19 protein-coding genes and 2 pseudogenes are annotated in these 19,315 nt (G+C 76.5%); 8 read left to right on the forward strand and 13 right to left on the reverse strand.

From position 1 onward, the window contains the following. Positions 1–560, reverse strand: a pseudogene (locus AB0B76_RS53385) (sensor histidine kinase); the annotation flags it as partial. 81 nt (positions 561–641) lie between these two features. Between AB0B76_RS53385 and AB0B76_RS53390 the strand changes: the two are divergent. Further along, entirely contained in the window at positions 642–1,523 is an 882-nt protein-coding gene (locus tag AB0B76_RS53390; RefSeq protein WP_360392333.1) for an undecaprenyl-diphosphate phosphatase, read from the forward strand. A 5-nt stretch (positions 1,524–1,528) separates the two neighbouring features. On the opposite strand, the gene AB0B76_RS53395 is transcribed toward AB0B76_RS53390, so the two are convergent. The 6 genes and pseudogenes from AB0B76_RS53395 to AB0B76_RS53420 form a co-directional block, all read right to left on the reverse strand. Then, entirely contained in the window at positions 1,529–2,413 is an 885-nt protein-coding gene (locus tag AB0B76_RS53395; RefSeq protein WP_360392336.1) for an ABC transporter permease, read from the reverse strand. Continuing rightward, positions 2,410–2,775 (reverse strand): annotated as a pseudogene (locus AB0B76_RS53400) (ABC transporter ATP-binding protein); the annotation flags it as partial. The gene AB0B76_RS53395 and the pseudogene AB0B76_RS53400, both read right to left, overlap by 4 nt. 66 nt (positions 2,776–2,841) lie before the next feature. Further along, positions 2,842–3,828 (reverse strand): flippase-like domain-containing protein, encoded by a 987-nt coding sequence (locus AB0B76_RS53405; RefSeq protein WP_360392338.1) that lies wholly within the window; start codon positions 3,826–3,828, stop codon positions 2,842–2,844. 66 nt (positions 3,829–3,894) lie between these two features. Then, positions 3,895–4,707: an ABC transporter permease gene (locus AB0B76_RS53410; protein WP_360392341.1), complete on the reverse strand. Its 813-nt coding sequence runs from the start codon at positions 4,705–4,707 to the stop codon at positions 3,895–3,897. Then, complete coding sequence (locus AB0B76_RS53415) at positions 4,694–5,602, reverse strand: ATP-binding cassette domain-containing protein (protein ID WP_360392344.1); 909 nt, start codon at positions 5,600–5,602, stop codon at positions 4,694–4,696. The genes AB0B76_RS53410 and AB0B76_RS53415 overlap by 14 nt, the downstream gene beginning before the upstream one ends. Next, positions 5,599–6,480 (reverse strand): hypothetical protein, encoded by an 882-nt coding sequence (locus AB0B76_RS53420; protein WP_360392347.1) that lies wholly within the window; start codon positions 6,478–6,480, stop codon positions 5,599–5,601. The genes AB0B76_RS53415 and AB0B76_RS53420 overlap by 4 nt, the downstream gene beginning before the upstream one ends. A 66-nt stretch (positions 6,481–6,546) precedes the next feature. On the opposite strand from AB0B76_RS53420, the gene AB0B76_RS53425 reads away from it, so the two are divergent. Beyond that, positions 6,547–6,855, forward strand: a complete 309-nt coding sequence (locus AB0B76_RS53425) for a helix-turn-helix transcriptional regulator (protein ID WP_360392349.1) — start codon at positions 6,547–6,549, stop codon at positions 6,853–6,855. After that, positions 6,852–7,553 carry a hypothetical protein gene (locus tag AB0B76_RS53430; protein WP_360392352.1) on the forward strand — a complete coding sequence of 234 codons (702 nt, stop codon included), beginning with the start codon at positions 6,852–6,854 and terminating at the stop codon, positions 7,551–7,553. Before AB0B76_RS53425 ends, AB0B76_RS53430 begins: the two co-directional genes overlap by 4 nt. A gap of 1 nt (position 7,554) precedes the next feature. Here AB0B76_RS53430 and AB0B76_RS53435 read toward each other — a convergent pair whose 3' ends face one another. The 4 genes from AB0B76_RS53435 to AB0B76_RS53450 all read right to left on the reverse strand — a co-directional run bounded on the left by AB0B76_RS53435 (position 7,555) and on the right by AB0B76_RS53450 (position 10,904). Beyond that, positions 7,555–8,481 carry a M56 family metallopeptidase gene (locus AB0B76_RS53435; protein WP_360392355.1) on the reverse strand — a complete coding sequence of 309 codons (927 nt, stop codon included), beginning with the start codon at positions 8,479–8,481 and terminating at the stop codon, positions 7,555–7,557. Continuing rightward, a complete protein-coding gene (locus AB0B76_RS53440) occupies positions 8,478–8,849 on the reverse strand; it encodes a BlaI/MecI/CopY family transcriptional regulator (RefSeq protein ID WP_360392358.1) in 372 nt (123 codons plus the stop codon). The genes AB0B76_RS53435 and AB0B76_RS53440 overlap by 4 nt, the downstream gene beginning before the upstream one ends. After that, positions 8,846–9,529, reverse strand: coding sequence for a response regulator transcription factor (locus AB0B76_RS53445; protein ID WP_360392360.1), 684 nt, complete (start codon positions 9,527–9,529; stop codon positions 8,846–8,848). The genes AB0B76_RS53440 and AB0B76_RS53445 overlap by 4 nt, the downstream gene beginning before the upstream one ends. An 85-nt stretch (positions 9,530–9,614) precedes the next feature. Further along, positions 9,615–10,904, reverse strand: coding sequence for a histidine kinase (locus AB0B76_RS53450; RefSeq protein ID WP_360392363.1), 1,290 nt, complete (start codon positions 10,902–10,904; stop codon positions 9,615–9,617). Between the two features lie 173 nt (positions 10,905–11,077). Here AB0B76_RS53450 and AB0B76_RS53455 point away from each other — a divergent pair, with 173 nt between their 5' ends. Together AB0B76_RS53455 and AB0B76_RS53460 are read left to right on the forward strand one after the other, a co-directional pair. Then, positions 11,078–11,761, forward strand: coding sequence for an ABC transporter ATP-binding protein (locus AB0B76_RS53455; protein WP_360392366.1), 684 nt, complete (start codon positions 11,078–11,080; stop codon positions 11,759–11,761). Continuing rightward, complete coding sequence (locus tag AB0B76_RS53460) at positions 11,758–14,049, forward strand: FtsX-like permease family protein (protein WP_360392369.1); 2,292 nt, start codon at positions 11,758–11,760, stop codon at positions 14,047–14,049. Before AB0B76_RS53455 ends, AB0B76_RS53460 begins: the two co-directional genes overlap by 4 nt. 255 nt (positions 14,050–14,304) lie before the next feature. On the opposite strand, the gene AB0B76_RS53465 is transcribed toward AB0B76_RS53460, so the two are convergent. Continuing rightward, complete coding sequence (locus tag AB0B76_RS53465; protein ID WP_360392372.1) at positions 14,305–14,910, reverse strand: VTT domain-containing protein; 606 nt, start codon at positions 14,908–14,910, stop codon at positions 14,305–14,307. A gap of 153 nt (positions 14,911–15,063) precedes the next feature. Here AB0B76_RS53465 and AB0B76_RS53470 point away from each other — a divergent pair, with 153 nt between their 5' ends. Genes AB0B76_RS53470 through galE form a run of 3 tightly spaced genes read left to right on the forward strand, consistent with a single transcriptional unit; the run spans position 15,064 to position 17,713 of the window. Continuing rightward, positions 15,064–16,080: a glycosyltransferase gene (locus AB0B76_RS53470; RefSeq protein ID WP_360392375.1), complete on the forward strand. Its 1,017-nt coding sequence runs from the start codon at positions 15,064–15,066 to the stop codon at positions 16,078–16,080. Next, positions 16,077–16,766 carry a polysaccharide deacetylase family protein gene (locus AB0B76_RS53475; protein WP_360392377.1) on the forward strand — a complete coding sequence of 230 codons (690 nt, stop codon included), beginning with the start codon at positions 16,077–16,079 and terminating at the stop codon, positions 16,764–16,766. The genes AB0B76_RS53470 and AB0B76_RS53475 overlap by 4 nt, the downstream gene beginning before the upstream one ends. Beyond that, positions 16,763–17,713, forward strand: a complete 951-nt coding sequence (galE, locus tag AB0B76_RS53480; RefSeq protein ID WP_360392380.1) for a UDP-glucose 4-epimerase GalE — start codon at positions 16,763–16,765, stop codon at positions 17,711–17,713. Before AB0B76_RS53475 ends, galE begins: the two co-directional genes overlap by 4 nt. Before the next feature lie 6 nt (positions 17,714–17,719). On the opposite strand, the gene AB0B76_RS53485 is transcribed toward galE, so the two are convergent. Beyond that, positions 17,720–19,186: an ATP-binding protein gene (locus tag AB0B76_RS53485; RefSeq protein WP_360392384.1), complete on the reverse strand. Its 1,467-nt coding sequence runs from the start codon at positions 19,184–19,186 to the stop codon at positions 17,720–17,722. Positions 19,187–19,315: the final 129 nt, after the last annotated feature.

A 19,315-nucleotide genomic window follows, 5' to 3' on the forward strand; every position in this document is an offset into this window, starting at 1 on the left:
CGCAACGACCGCCCCACGAACAAGAACGTCGCGACACCCACGATCACCGTCAACAACGGCAACCCGACCGCAAGAGCGCCGACCGCGGCCTCGGTGCCTTCGTCGATCTCGTCGATGGACTGCCCGACGAGCACCGTGCCGGTGGCCAGGCCCAGCGCGGTGATGCGGAAGTACTCGTCGTGGGCCACCGGCAGCCGCCGCTGCTCCCGGCGCGTCCGACCGGCCGGCGGGCGCAGGGACGAGATCGGCGGCGCGCCCGCGAGCAGCGCCGAGGCGCGCAGCACCCGGCCGTCGGGGCCGAGGACCTGCACAACGGTACGGTCGCGCAGCGAAGGCTGGATCACCGCCGCGAGCGCCGCCTCGTCGTCGACCGCCCCGGCGACCTGCGCGGCGCGGTCGCCGGCGCTCTGGTCGACGTTGCCGGTGAGGATGACCCGCGCGGCGACCACGAACGCGACCCCGGTCAGCACGGACGCGACCGCGACGACGGCGGACGCGGCGAGCGCCGAGCGCATACGCACCCCGAGCCGCTGCCGAATCCGCTCCGCAAGCCTCCTCACCGGCCCGACGCTACGGCCGCGCTCCTGAACGGGGCCTGAATTCAAGCTGCTCTCAGCATCGCGCGGTCAGCATCGCGGATCATGCACCTGTTGACGTACCCGGAAGCGATCGTCGTCGGCCTCCTGCAGGGGGTGACCGAGCTGTTCCCGGTGTCGAGCCTGGGCCACAGCGTCCTGCTGCCCGCGCTGATCGGCGGCCGCTGGGCCCGCGACCTGAGCGTGTCCGCGCCCGAGTCGCCGTATCTGGCGTTCGTGGTGGGCCTGCACGTGGCCACGGCGCTCGCGCTGCTGGTGTTCTTCTGGCGGGACTGGCTGCGCATCCTCGCCGGGTTCGCGACGTCGCTGCGGTACCGCCGGATCGTCACCCCGGAGGAGCGCCTCGCGTGGATGATCATCGTGGCCACCATCCCGGTGGGCGTCACCGGACTGCTCCTGGAGCACACGTTCCGCACGGTGCTGGGCCGCCCCGCGCCCGCGGCCGCCTTCCTCGCCGTCAACGGCATCGTCCTGCTCGGCGCCGAACGGCTCCGCCGCGCCGCGCCGGCCGCGGACCGCACCACCGGCGACCCGGACGACCGTCTCGCGTCCGGGTCGTTCGCCCGCGCCCTGCAGATCGGCTGCGCCCAGATCCTGGCCCTGCTGCCCGGCATCAGCCGGTCCGGCGCGACCATGGGCGCGGGCCTGCTCAAGGGCCTGTCGCACGAGGACGCGGCCCGCTTCTCCTTCCTGCTCGCCACCCCCGTCATCCTCGCCGCGGGCGTGCTGAAGCTGCCGGACCTGTTCGGCCCGCTCGGCGCCGGCATCCACGGCCAGGTGCTGGCCGGGAGCGTGGCCTCATTCGCCGCCGCCTATGTGGCGGTGCGGTTCCTGACGCGGTACTTCGAGCGCCGCACGCTGACGCCGTTCGCGTGGTACTGCATCGGCGCGGGCCTGCTCAGCCTGGCGTGGCTCACCCTGCGCTGAACCGGTCAGGAGATGTCGCGGCGGCGCAACAGGGAGGTTCCCGCCAGCGCCGTCACGACGCCGTAGCCGAGCAGCACGGCGGCCCCGACCCACTGGGGCGGGCTCTGGTCGAAGGTCTTCGTCGGCGAGATCATGACGGCCGACGCCACCGACGGGACGACGACCTGGGCGGTCAGGATCCAGTCCTTCTTGATGACGTAGGTGTACAGCAGGTCGAACACGCCGCTCGCGGCGGCGGCGCCGACGAGGTACAGCACGGTTGCGGCGACCGTCGCGGTGAGCTGGCTGCGGATGAGCGCGCCGAAGCCGATCCCGAACACCGCCCAGATCGCGTAGGCGGCCAGGTTGAGCAGGATCGCGCGGACGACGCCCCATTGGCCCAGCTGCGTGCCGTAGCCCTCGTTGCCGAGGAAGATCGCCCCGGCGGCCAGCGCGAGCACGGTCGAGGCGAGCCAGGACGCGGCCGCGACGATGACCGCGGTGATGAGCTTGGCCGCGATCACCGCGCTGCGGTGCGGGGTGAACAGGAACGTGGTGGTGGCGGTCTGCTGGTGGAACTCGCCGGTGATGAGCACGACGCCGAGCAGGCAGGCCAGCAGCACCCCGATGAGCTGCCCGGCGGTGAAGATCGTGGCGGCCTGGGTGACCGCGCTGTGGCCCAGCTCCCACTCGCCGCGCAGCCGGTTGAGGAACTGCGGCGGCATCTGCGCCACGTCCCGGCCGTGCGCGTGCAGGGCGACGAACCGGTCGAAGGGCTGCAGCAGCTCGTGCGCCTGGACCAGGTCGATCGCGAGCATGATGCCGGTGCTGAGGACCGTGGCGGCGGCGAAGAGCCACCACAGGCTGGTGGTGCGCAGCTTGAACAGCTCCGCGCGGACGAGACGCGTCATCGGATGGCCGCCTTCGCCTGGGTCAGGTCGAGGAACACGTCCTCGAGGTCGGGCTGGTCGGTGGCGAGCTGGTGCAGGGCGACCCCGGCGGCCAGGGCCGCGTCGCCGACCGCCTCGGCGGCCATGCCCGTGACCCGCAGCCGGTTCGGGCCGTCCGCGGTGACGCCGGCCCCGAGCAGGCGCAGCGCCGCCCCGAGCTTCTCCGGCTCCGGCGTGCGGGCGTGCACCCGTGCGTCGCCGCCGAGCACCTCGACGACCGGGCCCTGCCGCAGCAGCTTCCCGGCGGCGATGATGACCACGTCGTCGGCCAGGGCCTGCATCTCCGACAGCAGGTGGCTGGACACCAGCACGGTGAGGCCCTTTCTATGCGGCGCGGGAAGCCGGCGCCGATTCTGGTGCCGCGGTGCTGAGAGTGGGTTGAATGCGCCTCAGCCGGCGGCCGCGACGAGGCGGGGCCCGGCGGCGGGGGCCTTGGCCGAGCGCCAGCAGGCCAGGCCGATCGGCAGGTCGATCCAGCACGACAGGATGCGGTACAGCAGCACCGCCGCCGCGGCCGGAGCGGCCGGCGCGCCCGCCGCGGTGAGGGCGACCAGCAGGCTCGCCTCGATGACGCCGATGCCGCCCGGCGTCGCGGGGATCTGGCGGATCAGCTGGGCCAGCAGGTACCCGGTCGCGATCGTCGTCGCGGGCACGGTCAGCCCGGCGGCGCGCACGGTGCACACGAGGGTGGCGACGTCGGCGAGCCAGTTCAGGACGGCCAGCGCGAGAACGGCCAGCCAGCGGCCGGTGGGTACGGTGCCGGCGAGGACGAGCGTGTGCTGCAGCGTGGCCCGGGCCCGGGCGAGCCGGCCGGCGTCGGCGGCGACGCCGGGCTCGAGGACCGCGGCGGGGCCGCCGGCGCGGCGCACGGCCCGGGCGTGGAGGACGACGAGGACCGCGAGGGCGGCCGCGGCCGTGACGATGCCGAGCGTGGCGACGGACGGGCGGGCGAGGACGAGCAGGTTGCCGGCGTACAGCAGCGCCAGGCCCGCGAGCGAGGCCGCGCCGGACAGCAGCATCACGGCCGCCGCGACCGCGCGGGGGGCGCCGCGGGCGCGGAAACGGCCGAAGGCGTACCCGGCCGAGACCGCCGACCCGGCCGGCAGGGCGGCCGCCATCGCCGAGCGGGTGTAGGTGAGCCCGAGCGAGGACGCGGGCCCCATCCGCACCGCGAACGCGGCCAGCAGGTGCCGCTGCTGCTCGGAGAACGCCACCATCGCCAGCAGCGCCAGCCCGGCGGCGGCCGCGAGCCAGCCGAGGCCGGCGGTGCGCAGGGCCCGCCCCGTCTCCGGCAGGGAGGGCAGGTGGCCGCGCAGCTCCAGCGCGGCCACCACGACGCCCACGACGAGCAGTGCGGTTCGCCAGTACCGTCTCACGCCGATCACTCTCGGCCGCGGCGCTAAGAGGTTCGACGAGCGCCGGTTAAGAGTTTCGTAAGAGCCTCACGCGGCAGGGTCCCGCCGCCGCAGGACGAGGGCGGCGACCCCGGCCGCGATGGCGACGGTGGCGAGCTGGACCGCCGCGCCCGGGCCCAGGTGCGCCGGGGCGGACGGGTCGAACAGCGCCGGCCAGTCCTGCCAGTAGTGCACGGGCAGCGCCACCGCGACGGCGTGCAGGAGCCCGCCGCGCGAGGTCGCCTGGCCGTTGAGGATGCTGGCCACCACCACGAAGGCGATCGCCACCGCGACCGCCTCCGCGCCGCGGGGCAGGAGCAGGCCGAGGGCGAACGCGATCGCGGCGATGCCGAGCAGGCACAGCGTGAGATAGCCGCACGCGGCCAGGACGCGCCCGAGCGCGGCGCCGGTCGACAGGTTCGCGGCGCCGACGACGTGGAACGGGTGCCAGCCGAAGACGGCCAGCCCGGTGACGACGCCCGCGGCGAAGACCGAGGCGACCGCGGCGGCGGTGGCGATCACGACCGCGGCGAGCTGGCCGGCCAGCAGGCGGCCGCGGGTGACCGGGGCGACGTAGAGGTACCGCAGGATTCCCCAGTCCCGATCGGCCGACCCGATGGCGGCGGCGAGCATCGCCACCACGATCGGCAGCAGCAGTGGGCCGGTGAACTCGAGGCTCGCCATGGCGTGGTTCAGGGCCGAGTACGGTGCGGCGCCGAACAGCCCGTCCTGGCCGTTGAGCCGCTTCCCGGCCGACGAGGCGGTGGCCAGCCCGGCGACGACGGGCAGGGCCGCGAGGGCGGCGAACGCGATGAGGGTACGCAGTCGCAGGAGCTGGGTGGTGAGCTCAACCCGCAGCATCGGCGGTCCCTTCGGTGATGGCCAGGAAGACGTCCTCGAGCGACCGGCCGGCCCGGCGGGCCTCGGCGACCCGGACGCCGCCGGTGACGAGCGCGTGGACCAGGTCGCCGGCCGGCACGCCGGGGGCGGTGACGACGACCTCGCCGCCGTCGAGCGCGACGCCGGTCACGCCGGGCACCGCGCGCAGGAGGCCGGCCGCGGTGCCGACGGCGTCGACCCGGATGCGGTAGGCGCCGCCGTCGCCGAGCAGGGCCGCGAGGGGGCCGGCGGTGACGAGCCGGCCGTGGTCCATGACGACGACGTGGGTGGCGACCTGCTGCACCTCGGCCAGCTGATGGCTCGACACGAGTACCGCGGCGCCCCGGCCGGCGAGGGTGGCGAGGTGCTCGCGCAGGGCGCGGACCTCGGCCGGGTCGAGGCCGTTCGCCGGCTCGTCGAGGATGAGCACCTCGGGGTCGCGCATCAGCGCCTGGGCGAGGATCAGCCGCTGCCGCATGCCCATCGAGTACCGCTGCACCCTCCGCTCCAGGTGCCCGCCGAGCCCGGCCAGCGCGAGGGCCTCGTCCAGGGCGGGCGGCGGCCACGCGCGGCGGGTCGCCGACCACAGCAGCCGCAGGTTGGCCCGGCCGGTCAGGTGCGGGACGAACGCCGGGCCGTCGATGAGCACCCCGACGCGGCGCAGCACGCCGGCGCCGAGCCCGACCGGCTCCCCGAGGATCTCGGCGCGGCCCTCGCTCGGCGTGGACAGGCCCACCAGCACGCGCATCGTGGACGTCTTCCCGGCCCCGTTCGGCCCGAGCAGCGCGCAGACCTGCCCGGGCTCGACCGTGAAGCTGAGCCGGTCGACGGCGGTACGGCGGCCATAGCGTTTCGACAGCGACTCGACCCGGATCATGCGGCGGTCCTGCGCACCATGACGGCCGCGGTGACCGCCGCCGCGGCCAGCCCGGCCCCGACGGTCAGCGCGACGAGCAGCGGCACCGAGCCGACCGGGCCGGCGGCGACCGCCGTCCACACCGGGTCCCGGAACGCGGTCATCAGCACGAGACCGGCGGCGCCGGCCAGGACGGCGGCCTCGGCCACGCGGGCCCGGCGGGAGCGGGCGGGCCGGGCGATGAACCCGGCGACGGCGTTGGCCACGACGCAGAAGGCGAAGTTCATGGCCGTCTCGACGAGCAGCGCCCAGGCGATGAGCAGCGGGTTCGTCCAGCCCTCGCCGATCGCCTGGGCGCCGATGACGGCGGCCGCGGCGAGCAGGCTCAGGGTCACGAACACGGCGGTGGCGTGCGCGCGGACCCACTCGGCGCGTTCGGGGCCGAGGAGCGGGACGTCGCCGAGCCAGTCGGGCCGCGCGGCGCCGCGCGGGGCCCGGCGCCGCCACAGCGCCGTCGCGGCCGCGACGGTCGCGAACGACAGCACGGCGAGGCCGACGATCAGGACCGTGGTCGATCCGTTCCAGGCCGGGGCGTGCGCGCGGGTGGCGACGGCGGCCCACTCGGCGGCGAGGGTGCCGCCGACGACCGCGGTCAGGGCGCCGGCCGCGCGGGCGGTCGGCCCCTCGCGGCCGGGGCCGCTCGGAGCCCGACGGGCCACGAGCCGCACGAGGATGGCCAGCGCGAGCATCGGCACGGCGAAGAGCGCGAACGACACGAAGACGTCGGGGGGATCGTCCTGCCACGGGCTGGCGGCCCGCACGGCCTTGTCCTGGGTGGCGAGGACCGTCATCGCCTCGAACGCCGCCCCGAGCGCCAGCACCGCCCATATCAGCTTCATGGTCGGTCATAGTACGCGCCTCGTAGTACATGGCAAGTAGTACTCGACGTGTAGTAAGGTGGGGTCGTGCACAGCACCGACGCGCAGATGGTCGTGCTCACCGTGCTCGCGGACGGCCCGCGGCACGGCTACGCCATCAACACCGCAATCGAGGAGCTCACCGGCCGGCGGCTCGGGCCCGGCAGCCTGTACGGGGCGCTGGCCCGGCTGGAGGCCCGCGGCCTGATCGAGCCGGTCGCCGACGACGCCGCGCCGGACCGGCAGCGGACCATGCGCATCACCGACGTCGGCCGGGACACGCTGCGCGCGGAGCTGGAGCAGCTCGCCCGCGTCGCCCGGGCCGGGCTGCGCGCCCTGGGAGTGGACCCCGCATGACCGCCCCCGATCTCATCGTGGCGCTGTACCCGCCCCCGGTCCGGGAGCGCTGGGGCGACGAGATCGGCCGCGAGATCGACGAGCGCGGCGCCCGCTCCTGGGCCGACGCGATCGGCGGGGCCCTGCGGCTCTGGCTGCACCCGAGCGACTGGCCGGAGACCACGGCCGGGCAGACCCGCCGGGTGCTCGCGGCGGCACTGTTCGCCGTGGTCGCCGCGGTCGCCCTGCTGCTGCGGGCGTCCGCCCCGGCGGGCGCCTGGTGGCTGGCCCCGATCCTCGCCGGAGCCCTCCTCGCCGCGCCACTGCCCCGCCTTCGGGCGCTGCCGGGGATCGCCGCCGCGTCGGTGCGGACCATGGCGGCCCCCACGGCGGGCGGCCTCGCCCTGATCGCGCTGGCCAACAGCGGCCTGGTGGACCGGCCGGCCGGGTTCGCCGCCGTGCTGCTCCTCGCGTACTACTGGGCCACCCTGGCGTTCATCGCGGTGCGGCTGTGCACCCTCGTCGCCCGGGTCCTGCGGCTCGGCATCGTGCCGACCCGCCGCCGGCTGCGGGCGGCGCTCCTGCTCGTCGGCGCGGGGACCGCCCTCGCCGCCGCGCAGTGCCTACTCGCTGGCGGGCTTCTGGTGACCACGGTGCTGGCCGCCCTCGCCGCGGTCGCCCTGCACGCCGGCCAGGACCTGCGCGGCCCGGCCCGCTGACTCAGCCCACCGGCAGCCACGCGCGGAGGAGCTCGGCGAACTCCACCACCGCCGCAACCGTCACCGCGAGCGCCAGCCCCGCCACCACCGACGACCCGGTGACCGCCGGACCCCCGCCCCGCCGCCCCGCGGACCCGGGCCGCACCAGGGCCTCCACCCGCCGCACCGTGCTGGAGCCGTCGAAGCCGAGCCCCACCCCCGGCCCGTGCGCGGCCAGCGCCACCTTCGCGATCGTCCGGGCGACGAGCCGCCGATCCCCGACCGCCCGGGCCGCCTCCTCGTCGGCGCTGCGCTCCACCAGCAGCCCGACGGCGGACTCGACCGGCCCCAGCAGCGGGTTGACGGCCGTCGCCACCGCCGCGAGCGCCGCCGTGCGGTGATGGCCGCGGCGCAGGTGCGCCCGCTCGTGCGCGAACAGCACGGCCCGCTCGCGCGCGTCGAGCAGGCGCAGCATGCCGCTGGTCACCAGCACGTGGCCGCGGCGGCCCCGGCCGGGCGGCACGGCGACCGCGCGCGGGCTGTCCCAGTCGGCGACGAGCAGGCCGCCGTCGGCGCGCCCGGCGGCGTGCAGGTCGCGGGCCACGGCGAGGCGATGGCGCAGCCGCACGGTGAGCCGGCCCCCGGCCCAGCCCAGCAGCAGCGCCGCGGCGACCGCGACCGGGTCCGGGACGGGCTCGGGCAGCGGGCGGCCGCCGGCGCCGGACAGGTGCGCGTACCGCTCCAGCGCCGGCAGGTCGTCGGCCAGCGTCGCGGCGACGAGGACGAGGCACACCGCGCTGCAGGCCGCGGTGACCAGCGCGCCGATCGCGAGCGCGCGGGCGGCCCGCTCGGGGCGCCCGGACCGGGCGGCGCGGCGGGCCAGCGGCCGCAGTACCCCCGGCAGCAGCAGCATCGGCAGGAGCAGCGGAACCTGGACGAGCCAGGTCACGCCGGGCCGTCCTGCAGGAGCGCCCGCAGCAGGTCGGCGTCGGCGGGCTCCAGGCCGGCGGTGAACTGGCGCAGCACCGCCTGCCGGTCGCCGGGGCCGTCGAGCGCCGCCCGCATCCGCCGGGCCGCCGCGGCCTCGCGGTCCTCGGCCGGGAAGTACTCGTAGCCGCGGCCGCCGTTGAGGTTGGCCCGCCGCCGCGCCAGTCCCTTCTCCAGCAGCCGGGTGAGGATGGTCTGGACGGTGTTGTACGCCAGGCCGCGGCCGAGCTCCCGCTGCACCTGCACCGGCGGCAACGGACCGGCGGCGGCCCACAGCACCGCCATGACGTCCGACTCGAGCGAGCCCCAGGCCCGCCGCTCCGCGCTCACCCGGACAGATTATCGGAGCCGGGAACGACCAGGCCGGTCTCGTAGGCGGCGATGATGGCCTGCGCGCGGTCCCGGACGCCGAGCTTGCCCAGGACCCGGGTGACGTGCGTCTTCACCGTCGTCTCGCCGATCTGCAGGCGCGCCGCCAGCTCGGTGTTGCTCAGGCCCCGGGCGATGAGCCGGAGAATGTCCAGCTCCCGCGGGGTCAGCGCGGACAGGTCGCGGTGCGGCACGGCAGCGTCCTGGTGCCGGGCGAAGCGCTCCACCAGGCGGCGGGTGACGCTCGGGGCCAGCAGCGCGTCGCCGGCCTGGACGGTGCGCACCGCCGCGACGAGCCGGCCCGCGCTGGCGTCCTTGAGCAGGAACCCGCTCGCGCCCGCGCTGAGCGCCGCATACACGTACCGGTCCAGGTCGAACGTCGTCAGGATGATGATCCGCGGCGGGTCCGGGTGGCCGGTGAGGATGCGGCGCGTGGCCTCGAGCCCGTCCATGCCGGGCATCCGGACATCCATCAGTACGACATCGGGGCGGGTCCGGCGCACCGCGTCGACGGCTTCCGCGCCGTCGGCCGCCTCCGCGACGACCTCGATCCCGTCCGCGCCGAGGATCAGCGCGAACCCGGTGCGGACCAGCGCCTGGTCGTCGGCGATCACCACGCGCAGCGGGCCGGGCGCGGTCACGCCCCCTCCTCGCTTCGCTCGTCGGCGGCCTGACCGTCAAACTGAGCTAGCTGATGCCCGGCCCCTCCGCTTCGCTCCGGACCGGTCATGGGCGCTCCACCGGGATCGTCGCCCGCACCTGGTAGCCGCCGCCGTCCCGCGGCCCGTGCTCCAGGGTGCCGCTGTACACGGCCAGCCGTTCCCGCAGCCCGATGAGCCCGCGGCCGTTGCCGGCCGGCGCCGACGGGCCGGGCGGGCCACCGCCGTCGGTGGCCTCGACCCGCACCGCCGCCGGCGCATGCTCGATGACGATGCGCACCGCGGCGCCGGCCGCGTGCTTCACGGCGTTCGTGAGCGCCTCCTGGACGACGCGGTACGCGGCGAGGTCGATCCCCGCCGGCAGCGGCCGCGGATCGCCGCGGACGGTGACCTCGACGGGCGTGCCGGCGGCGCGGACCCGGGCGACCAGCGCCGGCACCCGGTCCAGGCCCGGCGAGGGCGGCTCGACCTCCGGCTCGTCGGCCCCCGGCTCGTCCTCCATCGTCAGCAGCCCCATGACGTGGCGCAGCTCGTTCATCGCGGCGCGGCCGCCGGACTCGATCGCCGCCAGCGCCTCCTCGGCCTTGTCCGGGGCCAGCTTCAGCACCCGCCGGGCCGCGACCGCCTGCACCACCATGACGCTGACGTTGTGGGTGACGACGTCGTGCAGCTCCTGGGCGATGCGCGCCCGCTCGCGCTGCACGGCCAGCGCGGCCTCGGCCTCCCGCTGCCCCTCGGCCAGCCGCACCCGCTGCTGCAGGGCGTACACCGCGTTGGCGGCCAGCCCGACCGGCACCAGGATCAGGACGAGCAGCAGGGCGGGCTGGTTGATCGGCAGGCTGCCGCGGTGCAGCACCAGCACGACGCCGCCGAGCAGGACGCTGACCGCGGCGGGGACGCGGTACGGACTGTGCATCACCGCGCTGTACGCGGCGACGACGCACGCCGCGAACGTGAACAGCGGGTCGCCGAAGCCGGGCGAGCGATGGTACATCAGCACCGCCAGCAGCACCACCCAGAAGACCGCGAGCGGGTACCGCCGGCGGGCCGCCAGGGGCAGCGTGGCCAGCGCGACCAGCAGCCCCCACAGCAGCACCTGGGGCCACGCCATCGACGGGAAGTACGGCACGAGCCGGTCGGGCGCGCCGGTCGCCCCGGGCGGGATCGGCGGGGGCGGGATCGGGTCCCCGGTCACCGTCACCCGCCCGACGCCGCCGACCTGCGCGCCGAAGCCGACGAACGCCCCGCCCGCCAGCGCCGCCGCGATCACGACGTCGGCGACGACCGCCCAGCGCGACAGCGCCGGCGGGGTCACCGCGCCGGTGTGCAGTCGTTCGCGGATCGTCGCCAGGCCCACCGGACCAGTCTTGCAAACCGGCCCGGCCGGGGCATCGTCCGTCCGGCAGCGCGCGCGGACCCCGAGTCGTACATCCCCGGTATGACGCCGCTGCATCGTCGTACCGACGGACCGCCCGATTTCGTAGCGCAGATCGACGCGCGGCACCGGGCGCGGCCCATAGCCTCCGGGGCATGAGCATGATCGAGGCCCGCGACGTCGCCCGGGCGTTCGGCACGACACCGGCCCTGCGCGGCGCGAACATCGCCGCGGCGGCGGGCGAGATCCTCGCCGTGACGGGGCCCAGCGGCTCCGGCAAGTCGACCCTGCTGCACTGCCTGTCGGGCATCTTCCGGCCCGACCGGGGCGAGGTGTACTACGACGGGCGGCGGCTCGACACGCTGCCCGAGCCGGCCCGCACGATGCTGCGGCGCACCGCGTTCGGGTTCGTGTTCCAGTTCGGCCAGCTGGTGCCGGAGCTGACCGTCGCCGACAACATCGCCCTGCCGCTGCTGCTGAACAAGGTCCGCCGCGGCACCGCGTACGCGACGGCGGCGGGCTGGCTGGAGCGGCTCGGGCTCGGCGGGCTCGGCGGCCGCCGCACCGGCGAGCTGTCCGGCGGCCAGGCGCAGCGGGTCGCCATCGCCCGCGCGCTGGCGATCCGCCCGCGCGTGCTGTTCGCCGACGAGCCGACCGGCTCGCTGGACTCGGCCACCGGCGACGCGGTGATGGACGTGCTCGTCGGCCTCGCCCGCGAGGAGGGCGTCACGGTCCTGCTGGTGACCCACGACGGCCACGTCGCCGGGTACGCCGACCGGCGCGTCGTCGTGCGCGACGGCCTGGTGCACGCGGCGAACGAGGCGCAGGCCGGCCGATGATGATGCTCCGCCTCGGCGCGCGGCTCGCGCTGCGCAGCGGCCGGGAGGCCCTCATCCGCCTGGTACTGGTCGCGGCCGCCGTGGCCGCCGGCGTCACCGTCCTGCTCGGCGTCCTCGCCGAGCTCAACGCCTTCCAGGCCACCGCCGGCACGCAGTGCTGGCAGTGCACGACCGGCCGCCCGGCGACGGCGTCCGGCCCCGAGCTGTGGCACTACAGCGAGGACTACTACGCCGGCCGGGTCGTGCAGCGCCTCGACGTCGCCGTGTCGGCGCCGGACGCGCCGGTGGTGCCGGGCCTGGCCCGGATGCCCGCCCCCGGCGAGTACTACGCCTCCCCCGCGCTGGCCCGTCTCCTGGCCGCGACACCGCCCGACGAGCTGGCCGACCGCTTCCCGGGCACGCTCGCCGGCACGATCGGCGACCGCGGCCTGACCCGCCCCGGCGATCTGGTCGTCATCGTCGGCCACGCGCCCGGCGACCTCGCCGCGCGGCCGGGCACGCAGGTGGTGGACGCCCTCTCGACCCGCTCGCACGTCGACGGCACCACCGGCCTCTACCGGTACGGCCTCGGCATGGTCGCCGCCGGCCTGCTCTTCCCCCTGCTCACGCTCATCGGCACCGCGACGCGCCTGGCCGCGGCCCGCCGGGAGGAGCGCTTCGCCGCGTTCCGGCTCGTCGGCGCGACCACGCGGCAGGTCGGCGTCATCGCCTCGGTGGAGGCGCTCCTGGGCGCGGCCGCGGGAACGCTCGGCGGCCTGATCCTGTTCCAGCCGCTGCGGCCGGTGATCGCCCGGCTGGCGCTGGACGGGCCCCCGTACTTCGGCCGGCTGGTCGCGCCGAGCCCGGCCCAGTACGCCGCCGTCGCGGCCGGCATTCCGCTGGCGGCCGCGCTCGCCGCCGTCCTGTCGCTGCGCCGGGTGCGGATGTCGCCCCTCGGGGTCAGCCGCCGGGTCACACCCCCGGCGCCGTCGGCGTGGCGCCTGGCCCCGCTGCTCGTGGGTCTGATGCTTTTTGCGGCGGTACCCGTGGTGCTCGACCGGCAGCCGGCGCGCCCGCCGGCCGCGGGCTTCGCCACCGGCCCGAGCGGCGCCGCGCTGCCCCTGGCCCTGCTCGGGCTCGTGCTCACCATGCTCGGCCTCGTCCTCGCCGGACCGTGGCTGACCGGCCGGGGCGCGCGCCTCGTGGCCCGGCTGGCCCGGCGCGCCCCGGCGCTGCTGTCGGCCCGGCGCCTCGCCGACGACCCGAAGGCCGCGTTCCGGTCGGTGGGCGGCCTCGTCCTGGCCGTGTACGTCGGCACGGTCATCGCCTGCGTCGTCCCCGCGATCGGCGCCGGCCTGCACGCGGCCGGCGGCGGCACGCTCGACGAGGTGCTGCGGGTGTCGTTCGTGGCCGAGCCGGACCCCGACGGCCACAGCGCGGTGCCGGGGCTCGCGCCCGACGACGGGCGGGCGCTGGTGACCCGGCTGCGGAGCCTGCCGGGCGTCGCGGTGCTGCCGCTGTACGCCCCCGAGCGGCAGCTGACCGGGTACGCCTGCGTGAGCGGGCACGCCTGCGGCCCGACCGAGGCGGCGATCGCCTGCGCCGACCTGGCCCCGTTCCCGGCGCTGGGCCGGTGCCCGGCGGGCGTGCCGGCCATCCGCCCGGAGTTCGGGCTGCTCCTCAGCCACGACAACGTGGCCGCGCTGCCGCTGCCGTTCGCCGGCGACGACACCCCGGTGTACGCCACGGACCCGGCCGCCCAGCCGCTGGAGGCGCTGCTGGTGCGCACGGCGAGCCCGGCGACCCTCGAACGGGTCCGGACGCTGCTCGGCGGGTACACCGCGCAGGCCGGCGCCACCAGCGCGCCGAAGACGATCGGCGAGAGCATCCGGCTGCGCGAGGCCCTCTACCGGCAGGTCCAGCGGGCCGCCCTGGCCGTGGTCGCGGTGACGCTGCTCGTCGCCGGGTGCAGCCTGGCCGTCGCGGTCGGCGGCGGCCTCGTCGAGCGCCGCCGCCCCTTCACGCTGCTGCGCGTGGCCGGCACCCCCGCGCCCGTCCTGCTGCGGGTGGTACTGCTCGAGTCGGTGGTGCCGCTGGCCCTCGCCGCGGCGGTCGCGCTCACGGCGGGCGCGGGCACGGCCGCGTCGGTCACGCATACACTGCTGCCGGGCGCGCACGGGCTCATGTGGCCCGGCCCCGGGTACTTCGCCACGCTCGCCGCGGGCCTGCTCGCCGCGCTGGCGGTCGTGCTGTCGGCGCTGCCGCTGCTGCGCCGGCTGACCGAGCCCGACAACGCCCGGTTCGAGTAACGTCGGGGCATCCGTACGTGGATGGAGGAGACATGCGCCTGGTCCGCTGGATCGGCCTCGTCCTGTGGGCCGGGAGCTGGGTCCTCATGGTGTTCGAGGTGTTCCGCTGGCATCACCTGACCCCGACGCTGCGCTTCAACCCCGGCCCGCCCGGCCCGTACGGGCCCGGCCGGCTGGGACTGCCGGCGCAGGCGGCCCGGGCCTGCGCGTTCGTGGCCCCGGTGGTGGTGCTGCTGACCTTCGTCCGCCCCGGGGTCAGCGGTTCCGGGCGCGGGCGCGCAGCAGCTCGACCGCGATCGGTACCACGGAGAGCACGACGATCCCGATGAGGATGAGCTCGATGTTGTCGCGCACGAACGCGATCCGGCCCAGGAAATAGCCCAGGACCGTGACCCCGCACGACCACAGCGCGCCGCCGACCACGTTGTAGAGCACGAACGTCCGGTAGTGCATGCGGCTCGCGCCCGCCACGATCGGCGTGAACGTGCGCACGACCGGCACGAAGCGCGCGAGCACGATCGAGCGGGCGCCGTACCGCTCGAAGAACTCCTGCGCCCGGGTCAGATGGGACCGCTTGAACAGCCGCGCGTCCGGGCGCCGGAACAGCGCCGGCCCGACGCGGCGGCCGAAGAGGTAGCCGGCCTGGTCGCCGGCGATCGCGGCCACGGACACGAGCCCGCACACGAGCCACAGCGGCTGGTGCAGGTACGTGCCGGAGGCGACCAGCAGCCCGGTGGTGAACAGCAGCGAGTCGCCGGGCAGGAAGAACCCGATCAGCAGGCCGGACTCGGCGAAGACGATCGCGAGAATCCCGAACAGCCCGAACGCCGAGATGAGGTGCTGCGGGTCGAGCACGGACACGAAAACACCGACCTCCGACAGGTTGTAGGTACCGTTTCGTCGGACGTTACCCGGCGGCACCTGAACGAATCTTGAATTGCTTATCTACATGAATCGGACAGGCGCGGGGCGGGTTCAGGCTTCTTTCAGGTATGTAGTCCAACCATTCGCCGCATGAATCAGCGCATCGTGGTGGTCTCCGCCAGCTTCGGGGCCGGGCACGACGGCGTGGCCACGGAGCTGACCCGGCGCCTGACCGCCCGCGGCCGCCGGGTCGAGCGCCACGACTTCGTCGACCTGGTGCCGGGCCGGCTCGGCCGGGTGCTGCGCGCGGGGTACCACCGCCAGCTCACCGCCGCCCCGCGCACCTGGGGCTGGCTGCTCGCCGCCGCCGGGGCCGGGGCGGGGACGGCGGCCCGCCTGACCGCGCTGGCCGACCAGGCGCTCCTCGACGCGATCGGCCCCGGCACGGCGGCGGTGGTCTCCACCTACCCGCTCGCGAGCCAGGCGCTCGGCCGGCTCCGCGCGCAGGGCCGCATCGCCGCGCCGGTCTGCACGTACCTCACCGACCTGTCCGTCCATCCACTGTGGATACATCCGGGCGTCGACGTCCACATCGGGCTCCACGACGACGCGGCCCGCCAGGCGAAGGAGCTCGGCGCGGCCGACGTCCGGGTCACCGCCCCCGCGGTAGGGCCCGGCTTCCGCGCCGCGCCGCGACCGGACGGGACCGGGGACCCGCGCGCTCTCATCGTCGCCGGCGCCTGGGGGGTCGGCTCGATCGAGCGGGCGGCCGCGGACGTCGCCGCCACCGGCGCGGCCGTCCCGGTCGTCGTGTGTGGCCGCAACGATCGGCTGCGCCGGCGCGTCGAGCGCCAGGGCGACGCGGTCACGCTCGGCTGGGTCGACGACATGCCCGCCCTCATGCGCGGCTGCGACGTCGTGGTCCAGAACGCCGGCGGCCTGTCCTCTCTCGAGGCGCTGACCGCCGGGCTGCCGGTGCTCACGTACCGGTGCATCCCCGGGCACGGCCGCACCAACGCCGAGGTTCTCGACCGCATCGGCTGGGTGCCGTGGATCCGCGACCGCGCCGGCCTCGCCGGCGGCCTGCGCCGAGCCATGACCGGACCCCCGCGCTTCGACCCCGCCCCGGCGCGGGCCGAGGACGTCATCCTGGAGCTGGCCGGATGAGCGCCGCGATGGACTTCGCGGCCACGTTCGCGCCGCCGCTCACCGCGATCACCCCGCTGCGGCGCGCGTACATGCCGGGGCTGGCGGGCATCGGGCGGCCCGGCCACGTCGCGCTCACCTTCGACGACGGGCCGGACCGCCGCTCCACCCCGCACATCCTGCGCATCCTGCGCGAGTACGACGTCCGGGCCACGTTCTTCCTCCTCGGCTCGATGCTCGCCGAGGACCCGCAGCTCGGCCGCGAGCTCGTCGACGCCGGCCACGAGGTCGCCGTGCACGGCTGGCACCACCGCTGCCTGGTGCGCCGCCGCCCGGCCGCCACCGACCTCGACATCACGCGCGCCACGATGCTCGTCGCCACCGTCACCGGGCAGACGCCGCGGTGGTACCGCCCGCCGTACGGCGTCTTCACCCTCGCCGGCCTGCGGGCCAGCCGCCGCCTCGGCCTGACCCCGGTGCTGTGGACGGCGTGGGGCCGCGACTGGGAGGCCCGCGCCACCCCGGACTCGATCCTGCGGACGGTGACCCGGCGCCTCTCCGGCGGCGGCACGGTCCTGCTGCACGACACCGACATCACCTCCGCCCCCGGCTCGTGGCGGCGCACCGCCGCCGCCCTCCCGGCCCTGCTGCGCTGGACCCGCGAACACGGCCTGGCCGTCGGCCCCCTCCGCGAGCACCAGCGATGACCTGGCTCGTGACCGGCGGCGCCGGCTACATCGGCGCCCACGTGACCGCCGCGCTGGTGGCCGCGGGCGAGCCGGTCGCCGTCCTCGACGACCTGTCCACCGGCGACGCCCGCCGCGTCCCCGACGGCGTGCCGTTCCTGCTCGGCGACGCCGGCGACCCGGCCACGATCCGCGACGTGCTGCGCCGGCACCGGGTCACGGGCGTCATGCACCTGGCCGGCAGCAAGTCCGTCCCGGAATCCTTCGAACGGCCGCGGTGGTACCACCGGCAGAACGTCACGGTCGTCGAGACGCTCCTCGACGCCATGGCCGAGGCCGCCGTCACCCGGCTCGTGTTCTCCTCCTCGGCCGCCGTCTACGGCCTCCCCGTCCACGGCGTCCCCGGACCGGCCGGCGTCGGCGAGGACGCCCCGGCCCGGCCACTCAACCCGTACGGCCGCAGCAAGCTCGCCGCCGAGCACGCGGTCGCGAGCTCCCCCGGCGTGTCCTGGATCGCCCTGCGCTACTTCAACGCCGTCGGCGCGGCCGCGGCCCACCTCGCCGACCGCGGCACCGCGAACCTGCTCCCCCGCGTCCTGCACGCCGCCCGCACCGGCGAGCCCTTCACGGTCACCGGCACCGGCCTGCCCACCGCGGACGGCACCGCGATCCGCGACTACGTCCACGTCGCTGACATCGCCGCCGCGCACCTGGCCGCCGCGGCCGCCGTCACGTGCGACCGGCGCGCCCGCATCTACAACGCCGGCACCGGCGCGGGCCACTCGGTGCTCGACGTCATCGGCGCCGTCGAGCGGGTGACCGGCGCCCCGGTGCCGTGGACCGCCGGCCCGCCCCGCCCCGGCGACCCGGCGGCGGTCGTCGCCGACGTGACCCGCATCGGCGCCGAGCTCGGCTGGCGGGCCGGCCACACCCTCGACGACGCCGTGCGCTCCGCCTGGACCCCCTGACCGCCGTCACGGCGAAGGCAGCGTCACCCGCACCGTCGTGCCGCGCCCCGGCCCGCTGTCGATCTCCACCGCGCCGCCGACCTCGTCCAGGCGCTCGCGCATCAGCTCCAGGCCCATCCCGTGCCGGTCGCCGGCGCCGCCCGGGTCGAAGCCGCGGCCGTCGTCGCGCACCGTCACCTCCACGCCGCCGTCGCCCGCCGCGAGCCGCACCTCGATCGCGGCCGGCTCGCCGTGGCGCACGGCGTTGCCGAGCGCCTCCTGCACGACCCGCAGCACCGCGTGCTCGGCCGCCGCGTCGAGCGCGACCGGCTCAAGGACGGCGGTGACCGGGATCGCGAGCCGCAGCTCGTAGGCCCGGCACAGCTCCTGCAGCGCGGCCCCGAGCCCGGCGTCCTCCAGCCGGACGGGGCGCAGCTCCAGCAGCAGCGCCCGCATCTCGCGCATCGTGCGGGCCAGCGACCGCTCCATCGACTCGGCCTGCTCCTGCGGCACCGTGCCCGGGGAGAGGGCCTTGCGCAGCCCGCCGGCGATCAGGCTCACCGAGAACAGGTCCTGCGAGATCGAGTCGTGCAGCTCCCGCGCGATCCGGCCGCGTTCGGCCCGCCGGGCCTCCGCCCCCGCGGCGGCGCGCTGCTCGGCGAGGGCGGCGTCGAGGCGCTCGGCCATGGTGTTGAACGCCTCCTCCAGCCGCCCGACCTCGTCGCCGCCGGAGACCGGGATCCGCGCCCGCAGGTCGCCGCCGGCCATCGCCGCCGTGCCGTCCGACAGCCGCTGGATGCGCCGGATGAGCCGGCCGGTGCTCAGCAGCCCGAACAGCGCCCCGACCGGCACCAGCAGCACGAGGACGGCGACGCCGGGCAGGACGAGCGAGGCGACCGTGTGGCCCGGCGCCGTGCCGCCGGCGGGCGCGGCCCGGAGCTCCACCTCGACGTACGCGATGCCGATCACGTGCGCCTCCCCGCCCTCGGCCTCGGCGAGCTCGATCGGGACCGCGGCCCAGTAGACGGCCCGGTCCTGGTCGCCGGCGCGGCCGTCGCCGGACGCGCCGGTGCGGGCGGCCCCGGGCAGGTCCGCGCCCGGCCGGAACGCGTCGGCGGGGGCGGCCGCGAGCACCCGGCCGCCGGCGTCGGCGAGCACCTGCACGAGCCGCTCGCCGGCGGGCACCTCACCGCCGGAGGTGTACCGCGCGAAGCCCGCGACCGCCGCTCCGTCGCCGCCGGCCGGCCCGCTCACGGTGACCGTCTTGGCGACCGCGGCGGCGAGGTCGCGCGCAAGCGTCCGGGCCGTCAGCTGCGCCTGGGCCTGCTCGGCCTGCGCGGCCCGGTCCTGGGCGTCGCGCGCGGCCCGGTCGGCGCCCCACACCCGCGGCAGCATCACCGCGAGCAGCACGACCTCCACGAGGACGACCGCCGCGGCCGACACGAGCACATAGGAGACGGCCATCCGCGCGCGCAGGCCGAGATGCGACAACACACCGCCATCCGATCGCCCCGGCGGCGGTACCGCCACCCTCCACGGTAGCGGCCGGCCCACCTACTTCGGGGGAGCCGAGCTACGCCGTGATCTTGCTCATCCGTCCCCGGTGACCGGCCGCCGCCGCCA

It is taken from the genome of Dactylosporangium sp. NPDC049140, assembly GCF_040648435.1.

Excerpts from the sequence above, each read along its gene's own strand:
- AB0B76_RS53390 (WP_360392333.1), top strand. The coding sequence starts at position 642 with ATGCACCTGTTGACGTACCCGGAAGCGATCGTCGTCGGCCTCCTGCAG.
- AB0B76_RS53475 (WP_360392377.1), top strand. The coding sequence starts at position 16,077 with ATGAGCGCCGCGATGGACTTCGCGGCCACGTTCGCGCCGCCGCTCACC.
- AB0B76_RS53430 (WP_360392352.1), top strand. The coding sequence starts at position 6,852 with ATGACCGCCCCCGATCTCATCGTGGCGCTGTACCCGCCCCCGGTCCGG.
- AB0B76_RS53395 (WP_360392336.1), bottom strand. The coding sequence starts at position 2,413 with ATGACGCGTCTCGTCCGCGCGGAGCTGTTCAAGCTGCGCACCACCAGC.
- galE (WP_360392380.1), top strand. The coding sequence starts at position 16,763 with ATGACCTGGCTCGTGACCGGCGGCGCCGGCTACATCGGCGCCCACGTG.
- AB0B76_RS53470 (WP_360392375.1), top strand. The coding sequence starts at position 15,064 with ATGAATCAGCGCATCGTGGTGGTCTCCGCCAGCTTCGGGGCCGGGCAC.
- AB0B76_RS53455 (WP_360392366.1), top strand. The coding sequence starts at position 11,078 with ATGAGCATGATCGAGGCCCGCGACGTCGCCCGGGCGTTCGGCACGACA.
- AB0B76_RS53460 (WP_360392369.1), top strand. The coding sequence starts at position 11,758 with ATGATGATGCTCCGCCTCGGCGCGCGGCTCGCGCTGCGCAGCGGCCGG.
- AB0B76_RS53410 (WP_360392341.1), bottom strand. The coding sequence starts at position 4,707 with ATGCTGCGGGTTGAGCTCACCACCCAGCTCCTGCGACTGCGTACCCTC.
- AB0B76_RS53420 (WP_360392347.1), bottom strand. The coding sequence starts at position 6,480 with ATGAAGCTGATATGGGCGGTGCTGGCGCTCGGGGCGGCGTTCGAGGCG.
- AB0B76_RS53415 (WP_360392344.1), bottom strand. The coding sequence starts at position 5,602 with ATGATCCGGGTCGAGTCGCTGTCGAAACGCTATGGCCGCCGTACCGCC.